Annotated in this window: 8 protein-coding genes; 2 read left to right on the forward strand and 6 right to left on the reverse strand. The window is 45.2% G+C overall.

The window, feature by feature from the left end:
• On the reverse strand, nucleotides 1–808 hold an 808-nt coding region (locus A3761_RS20960; protein WP_156492002.1), incomplete at its 3' end, for a hypothetical protein.
• Nucleotides 809–992: 184 nt separating this feature from the next.
• Between A3761_RS20960 and A3761_RS20965 the strand changes: the two genes are divergently transcribed.
• The gene (locus A3761_RS20965) at nucleotides 993–1,976 is read left to right on the forward strand and encodes a TAXI family TRAP transporter solute-binding subunit (protein WP_231877519.1); all 984 of its coding nucleotides are present in this window, start codon (nucleotides 993–995) and stop codon (nucleotides 1,974–1,976) included.
• Between the two features lie 174 nt (nucleotides 1,977–2,150).
• Here the strand turns inward: A3761_RS20965 and glyS are convergent, their stop codons facing one another.
• The 3 genes from glyS to A3761_RS20980 all read right to left on the reverse strand — a co-directional run bounded on the left by glyS (nucleotide 2,151) and on the right by A3761_RS20980 (nucleotide 5,750).
• Entirely contained in the window at nucleotides 2,151–4,220 is a 2,070-nt protein-coding gene (glyS, locus tag A3761_RS20970) for a glycine--tRNA ligase subunit beta (RefSeq protein ID WP_068512038.1), read from the reverse strand.
• Nucleotides 4,220–5,221: a glycine--tRNA ligase subunit alpha gene (gene glyQ, locus A3761_RS20975; RefSeq protein WP_082865010.1), complete on the reverse strand. Its 1,002-nt coding sequence runs from the start codon at nucleotides 5,219–5,221 to the stop codon at nucleotides 4,220–4,222. Before glyQ ends, glyS begins: the two co-directional genes overlap by 1 nt.
• Before the next feature lie 88 nt (nucleotides 5,222–5,309).
• On the reverse strand, nucleotides 5,310–5,750 hold the full coding sequence (locus A3761_RS20980) for a YtoQ family protein (RefSeq protein WP_068552576.1): 441 nt from the start codon (nucleotides 5,748–5,750) through the stop codon (nucleotides 5,310–5,312).
• A gap of 159 nt (nucleotides 5,751–5,909) precedes the next feature.
• Here A3761_RS20980 and A3761_RS20985 point away from each other — a divergent pair, with 159 nt between their 5' ends.
• The gene (locus A3761_RS20985; RefSeq protein ID WP_068552578.1) at nucleotides 5,910–6,497 is read left to right on the forward strand and encodes a hypothetical protein; all 588 of its coding nucleotides are present in this window, start codon (nucleotides 5,910–5,912) and stop codon (nucleotides 6,495–6,497) included.
• A gap of 78 nt (nucleotides 6,498–6,575) precedes the next feature.
• On the opposite strand, the gene A3761_RS20990 is transcribed toward A3761_RS20985, so the two are convergent.
• Both A3761_RS20990 and A3761_RS20995 read right to left on the reverse strand, forming a co-directional pair.
• Nucleotides 6,576–7,355 carry an electron transport complex subunit E gene (locus A3761_RS20990; protein ID WP_082865008.1) on the reverse strand — a complete coding sequence of 260 codons (780 nt, stop codon included), beginning with the start codon at nucleotides 7,353–7,355 and terminating at the stop codon, nucleotides 6,576–6,578.
• The coding region (locus A3761_RS20995; protein ID WP_156492003.1) for an RnfABCDGE type electron transport complex subunit G at nucleotides 7,355–7,700 on the reverse strand (346 nt) is incomplete at its 5' end. The genes A3761_RS20995 and A3761_RS20990, both read right to left, overlap by 1 nt.

The raw sequence follows: 7,700 nt of genomic DNA on the forward strand, positions 1-7,700 counted from the left end.
AGAAGGACTCTATCAAATACTGTGAAAGCAGGACTTTAGTCTGAACTAAAGCTGATTTAACACCTAATAAGTCTACGGAAGGGTTATCTCTAAATATACCGGCATAGGCTTGTTCCTTCACATCCACATCATCAATTAACTTAGACAGGTTTTGGTAAGCAGCCTCCATCGCGTCAGCACCATGTGACGCCACAAACGCCTGCCCTAAATACAAACTTCCAAACATTCTGACCAAACCTAAGGCATAGGTATATTCCTCACCCTCATTAAGTAGGTTTACGAAGGACAAAATATCGCTTTGACTACTGGAGGCATACAGATAAGAAACTTGCCTTCTCCAGCTATACGCCTGACCGACCATAATATGGGCCTCCTCATAAATCTTATCGACCCTTCCTGCCTCATTTCCGCGAATAAAACCGTCCTTTTCAAACTTTTCCTTAAGACTTAGTAAGTACTTGCTACTAGCGTTAGAACTTAATTTTTCGCTTAGATCCAGAATACGACCATAAGCCCGCTTCTTAACAGCATCAAGCTTTGAAACCAAGAAGGAGTCACTCTTCCAAGAGACAACAACAGTTATATCTCGTATCGTTTCCAAGTCTTCGATAAGTTCTGTTGATTGGCGAAGATAGTTAAAGCCAGAGCGAGTGTGCTGTGCTTGTTCTAGTTGCTGATGCGCATTAAATGCTAACTGCACAGCAAACAGAGCCAAGGGGATCGCGAAAACCGATGAGATCAACATAAACTTACCACGGTAAGTTAATCGATTCATCAGCAAAAATATCGGTTGAATCAGCTTATTCATAGCGAAAAGAAACTGCTTGTTAAGGGCCTTCAATAAGTGTACCAGCATAATTCTGTTTTTCTCTTTCACAACAATATCGTGTAGAAAATCTTTTCCAAAAAGATTATTCTTCAATGAAAAGGGTAAGGTGCTGATACAAGCAGCTTCAATAAGGAAACGTATGCTAGGTCGTAGGTCAAAAACTTTGAGTTTGTTCGGCAAATTGAAGCTGGCTAAGCTTTGTATTTTCGTCTTTCTTTTCGGCAGTTCCGAGCTCAGCCTTGCTCGTGACAAGCACTATATGATTGTCGGTACCGGTGGTGTCACCGGAGTGTATTATCCAACAGGCGGCGCAGTATGCAGGATGATCAATCGTCAACGTTCCGAGCACGGTATACGCTGTGGCGTTGAAAGCACCCAGGGATCATTGTACAACTTACGAAAAGTCAGAGAACTGGACTTGGATATGGCAGTTGTTCAGTCCGACTGGCAATATCACGCAGTACAAGGCAGTGAAGTATTTTCCTCAGAAGGCAGAGACCCAGCGTTACGCTCAGTATTTTCTATTTACTCCGAGCCATTTACTGTCGTCGCACGAAAAGATTCGGGCATCCAAACTTTAAATGACCTGAAAGGTAAACGAATTAATATAGGTAATAAAGGCTCTGGTCATCGTGCCACTATGGAAATTCTCATGCAGGCACTCGGCTGGGGAAGCAGCCTTTTTTCACAAGTATCTGAACTCAGCTCCTCAGATCAATCAAAAGCACTATGCGACAAGCAGTTTGATGCCATGATTTTTATGGCTGGGCATCCTAGCGCCTCGATTAAAGCTGCGACCTCAGATTGCGATAGCATTCTTATTGATGTTGAAGGTTCCGAAGTTAATCAGCTAGTCACTGACAACGCATATTATCACGAAGTCACCATTCCGGCTGGTATGTACCGAGGCAACCCAAATGAAATAAAATCATTTGGCGTAGGTGCGACACTAGTAAGCTCTAAAGATACACCCGACGAGGTTATCTACCAGTTAACCAAGTCAGTATTTGAAAATTTCCTCGAGTTTAAAAAACTTCACCCTGCATTCCATGCTCTCGATAAGACCAAAATGGTTAAAGAAGGCTTATCAGCCCCCTTACATGCCGGAGCAGTTCGCTACTACAAAGAAGTAGGTTTGTTGAATTAGTCAGCTGCCAATATTCTTTCAGTTGTTCTGTGGCCCACTAGAGGGTTAGCACAAGCTTAATCAAGCGCGAAGAAAAAACCTCTGCAAGAGATTAAGACCAGAAACAAAAAAGCACCACTCGAATGAGCAGTGCTTTGCTAGCAAGAAGGGAAAGCCTAACTTAGTGCTTAGGTGCTACTTAGAAAGCAGCGAAATATCTGCCACTCGCAGGAATAGCTCGCGCAGCTGACTCAACAAGGCTAAGCGATTATTCTTCAACGCTTCATCATCGGCCATAACCATGACATCTTCAAAGAACTGGTCAACAACTTTTTGAAGACTTGATAGCTCAGTCAAAGCAGCTTGGTAGTTACCTTGGTCAAACAATGGCGTTACAGTTTTTGCTAGGCTATCTACCTGAGCTGCCAAATCCTTTTCAGCTTGCTCAATCAGCTTACTCTGGTCGACCTGATCTGCCAACTCGCCCTTATTCTTCGCCAGAATATTGGAAACACGCTTATTGGCTGCCGATAAGGCTGAAGCCGCTTCGAGGCCCAAAAAGTTGCTAACCGCTTTGATGCGCTGATCAAAGTCGACCGGACGTGTAGGCCTACGAGCGTTAACCGCTAAGAAGACTTCAGCAGATACATTTTCATCCTGATACCAGGCACGGAAACGTTCCAACATGTAGTTCAATAAGTCTTCTTGGACACTATTGTTTTCCAAGCCTTCGTATTGCTCTAGCGACCAATTAATTAGGTCAACCAGATCAAGATCCAATTGCTCTTCAACAATGATTCGAAGCACACCTAAAGAAGCACGGCGCAAGGCAAATGGGTCTTTAGTACCCGTTGGAGGCTGATTGATACCAAATAGACCAACCAGTGAATCAAGTTTCTCAGCAATAGAAAGTGCACAACCCGTTTTTGTGGTCGGCAAGCTGTCGCCCGCAAACTTAGGCATGTACTGCTCATTCAACGCTAAAGCAACTTCTTTAGATTCTCCATCGTGCACAGCATAATGATAACCCATGGTTCCCTGTAAATCAGAGAACTCTAGAACCATTTCTGTCACCAGGTCAGATTTAGCTAGCTCTCCTGCACGCTCTGCATCGGACGCATTGCCACCAATTGCTGCGCCAATCTTCGCAGCTAGCTTTGATACACGTTCAGTTTTATCGTAAACCGTTCCCAATTTACTCTGGAAGACAATTTTCTTTAACTGCTCACGACGCGAGGCCAAAGTGGACTTCTTATCCGTTTCAAAGAAGAAGGCCGCGTCTGCCAGGCGAGGACGAATAACACGCTCGTTACCCTGAATTACCTGCTGAGGGTCCTTACTTTCGATATTCGCTAGCGTGATGAAGTTTGGTAGCATCTCGCCATTCTTATCCAAAGCATGGAAATACTTCTGATGCTCTTTCATCGAAGAAATCAGTGCTTCTGTCGGCACCTCCAAAAAGCGCTCGTCGAAGCGGCCGACTAAAGGTACGGGCCACTCATTTAGAGACGCGACTTCGTCCAACAAGTCTTCATCAATCACAGCCACACCACCAATACCTTCAGCAGCAGCCGTCACACCCTGACGAACCTTTTCCTTACGCTGATCATAATCTGCAATCACTTTGCCTAGCTCTAACAATAGAACTTCGTAGTCATCTGCTTTAGTAATTTCAATCTCACCCTGACTATGGAAGCGGTGACCGCGAGTCTTTCGACCAGCTGGAATATCCAGAATACTGCCTTCTACAACCTCATCACCGAAAATCATCAATACCCACTGCAGCGGTCGAACGAACTCAACCTTTTGAGCTCCCCAACGCATACGCTTAGGAATAGGCAACTTGTTCAATGACTGGGCAACAATGTCATTCAACAAAGATTTGGTTTCCTGACCTTTCTCTAGCGAGCGGTAAACTAACCATGTTCCTTTCGGCGTTTCCATTTCTTCTAGGTCTTCAGGCTTAATACCTAACGAGCCGGTAAAACCAGTCAAGGCGCGAGAAGGATTCCCTTCAGCATCATAAGCGGCTTTCTTTGACGGGCCTTTCTTTTCAACTGACTTATCAGCTTGCTGCACGTCCAAACCTTTAACTCGAACAGCTAAACGTCTGGGGCTAGCGAAAGCCTTTACCTCAGCATAGTTCAAAGCCGCATCTTTTAAGCCTGCTTCGATACCACTGGTAAAGGAGTCCGAGAGCTTCTTCAGTGCTTTCGGTGGAAGTTCTTCAGTCCCGATTTCAACGAGAAAATCTTGCGTAGACATTATTTCTTGCCTCCTTTGTCCGACTTTGAACCAGCGTTTTCTAAGCTGGCAAGGACTTCTTCACGAATCCCTTCAGGAGCCAGAGGGAAGCCTAATTCTTTACGACTATCAAAATATGCCTGGGCAACGGATCGTGCCAAGCCTCGAACACGCAGTATATAGCGCTGACGTTCAGTGACCGAGATCGCATGGCGGGCATCCAGCATGTTAAATGTGTGGGAAGCCTTAAGCACCAACTCATACGCTGGTAATGGCAAACCCTGGTCAATCATCTTCTGACTTTCAGCTTCACAGGTATCAAACTGTGCAAAAAGCGCATCAGTATTGGCGTGCTCAAAGTTGTAAGTCGACATTTCCACTTCGTTCTGGTGGAAAACATCGCCATAGGTCACATCACCATCTGGCCCATGCGCCCAGATTAAGTCATAAACGCTATCCACACCCTGAAGGTACATCGCGATACGTTCCAAACCGTAGGTAATTTCACCGGTTACCGGGTAACATTCGAGCCCGCCAACCTGTTGGAAGTAGGTGAACTGAGTTACCTCCATACCATTCAACCAGACTTCCCAACCCAAACCCCAGGCGCCTAGTGTAGGAGATTCCCAGTTATCCTCTACAAATCGAATATCGTGGACAGTGGTATCAATACCCATCGCCGCTAATGATTCAAGATAGAGTTCCTGAATATTCAAGGGTGAAGGCTTCATCACCACCTGGAATTGATAGTAATGCTGCAAACGGTTCGGGTTCTCGCCATAGCGACCATCTGTAGGTCGTCGACTTGGCTGAACATAGGCGGCGTTCCAGGTCTCGGGCCCTATTGAGCGCAAGAAAGTAGCCGGGTGAAAAGTACCTGCTCCAACTTCCATATCAAGCGGCTGCAGGACTACACAGCCCTTACTCGCCCAGAAGTTTTGCAGGGCCAGAATCAGCCCCTGAAAAGTTTTAACGTCAGGCGCACCTGCACCGACTTCGTTTGCTTGGGTCTCGTTAGACACGATCGTACCACCAGATTCATATAGAGTGAGAAACAAAAGAGCGGCATTATAACGTAAAACACGCCGCCTTGTAGCGAGATTAGCCCGACTATTGGTTGATATACTTCAAAATTTCAACTACTTGTTCCGGCGTTTCGGTCACCGCCATCGCTGCACCGTCAATTTCTTTCAAAGGATGCGTCAGTTCTGGCGCATGCATCACAATAATCGGCTTACCCTGACCGATCGCAATACCGGCGTCGAATGCTGCATTCCACTGCTTGTATTTTTCACCAAAACGCACCACAACAATGTCAGATTTTTCAATCAGGGTCATCGTACGTAAGGCGTTAATTTTTGCTGCTTTGTGGTCTTTCCAAAAGTTGTTATCTTCCTCTCCAAGAATACGAACACCAACCTCATCACTGGCTTCATGATTGGTAACTGGAGAATAAACGTCTACATCCAAGCCGTTTGATGCTAAACCCGCAACAATCCGCTCACGCCAATCACTATGAATTTCACCAGATAAATAAATGATGTATTTCATGACAAGTGTCTCCCTAATTTCATATTAATGTTATATATTGTGCTTGTGATTTTATCGGAGTGCGAACTCTAACGAAATGTGATCTATTCAGCAAAATATTGATGTTGAAGCGAATAGATACGCTCACAAAGGACGAGCCCTACAAGGAGGGGGCAGTATATGGCAATTTATGATCACCAGTACGGCGAATTATCTTACTTCCGAGTCTTTCGAGCATGGGGAGGTAAAGAACACCAAGAGTATGTCCGTATCAAACGCAGTCGCAAAGCTGCGTATTCCAAAGCCCAGGAAATCGACGCTCGCTTTGCCAAAGCCCAGAAAGCTTACGGTTTGCAGCAAGCACTCTCTACCGAATATCATATTCGCGAAAAAGGCACGATCCGAGGTTTACGCCGCATTGTCGTTAAACGAAAAGGGCGTGCGCCGGCTGATGTTTTTGAGCTGCGTATTAACGTACCTTGGGAAGATGAAATAAAACGCACCACTATCTCCATAGCCGTCCACGGCGAGGAACAAGCTTTCCGTTTATCTGTAGAGAAGATCTGTGAATGGTATGGACTAAAGCCCCGTTCTGAGGCTGCCAAAGCAATGCAAGAATGTCTTCCTGCTTATCAAGTAAGCGCTGAAGAAGAAAGCAAACATCAAGAAACTACAGCAATTTCTGAGCTTGTCGTTAAGAAAGCAAAAGATGAGTTTTCGAATATTACTGACGGTCTAATGAAAGGCCTGAAGCGATTTACCGCTTAAGTTGATAGAGTACGCACGATACAGCTGAAATGCTGTGTCGTGTCAACTGCACTATCTAAGCACCTTCCCCGTTATAGGCTAAGCAATCTTGCCGGTTACACGAACCCGCTTACTGCCCTTTTCTTTCTTTGTTTCAGTTTTCGCTTTTGCTGCCGCTGCACGTTGATCAATGATATTCTTCAGCGCAATGATTAAACCCATTCCAACAAACGCTCCCGGAGGCAAAATAGCAAACAGGAAGTTAGGGTAATCTTCGAAAACCTGAATTTCCCAAGCCAGAGCCATATCACCAAAGATCAGGTTCATTCCGGTAAACAGGGTTCCTTGACCAATGAGTTCACGCATGGCGCCCAGCAATACCAATACCACGGTAAAGCCTACTCCCATCATCAAACCATCTGTTGCGGCTGGCAATACAGGGTTCTTACATGCATATGCATCGGCTCGACCTAAGATTGCGCAGTTAGTCACGATTAATGGGATAAAGATTCCAAGAATTTCATACAATTCATAAGTGAAGGCTTGCATCAATAACTCAGCACAAGTCACTAGCGAAGCAATAATCATCACAAAAGCAGGTAGTCTGACTGAATCTCTCACATAGTTTCGAATCAACGAGACCGATACATTAGACCCAAGCAAAACCAAGGTTGTCGCCAACCCCAAACCTAAAGCATTAACTACTGTGCCGGTTACAGCCAATAAAGGGCACAAACCCAGTAGCTGAACCAAGGCTGGGTTATTGTCCCACAAGCCATTCTTAACTAGTTTGTTGAACTCGCCACTGCTAACAAAGCTTTGCTTCGCACCTTCGCTTTGTTCCGGTATTAAATCTGCGCTATTTTCTGCTGCTGCCATTATTGTGCCTCACCTGCTGCAGTATCAGTTCCCGACTTAGAACTCATTGCCTGATCCAGAATCCGATCTTTGTTCTCACTAAAGTAGATCAGCGCTTTATGCACCGCACTGACTATCGCACGAGGTGTAATGGTTGCACCTGTTAACTGATCAAAGTCTCCACCATCTTTCTTCACTTGCCACTGAGTTTCAGTCAAGTTCGCCAAAGACTTGCCGTTGAAGGATAAAACCCAATCAGACTTCTTCAAGTCGATTTTATCACCTAAGCCCGGCGTCTCTTTATGCTCTATCACTCTCACACCCTTAAGCTCCCCCGACATATCAATACTCATAATCAAACGTATA

Source organism: Oleiphilus sp. HI0123, from assembly GCF_001635315.1.

Excerpts from the sequence above, each read along its gene's own strand:
- A3761_RS20985 (WP_068552578.1), top strand. The coding sequence starts at position 5,910 with ATGGCAATTTATGATCACCAGTACGGCGAATTATCTTACTTCCGAGTC.
- glyS (WP_068512038.1), bottom strand. The coding sequence starts at position 4,220 with ATGTCTACGCAAGATTTTCTCGTTGAAATCGGGACTGAAGAACTTCCA.
- A3761_RS20990 (WP_082865008.1), bottom strand. The coding sequence starts at position 7,355 with ATGGCAGCAGCAGAAAATAGCGCAGATTTAATACCGGAACAAAGCGAA.
- A3761_RS20980 (WP_068552576.1), bottom strand. The coding sequence starts at position 5,750 with ATGAAATACATCATTTATTTATCTGGTGAAATTCATAGTGATTGGCGT.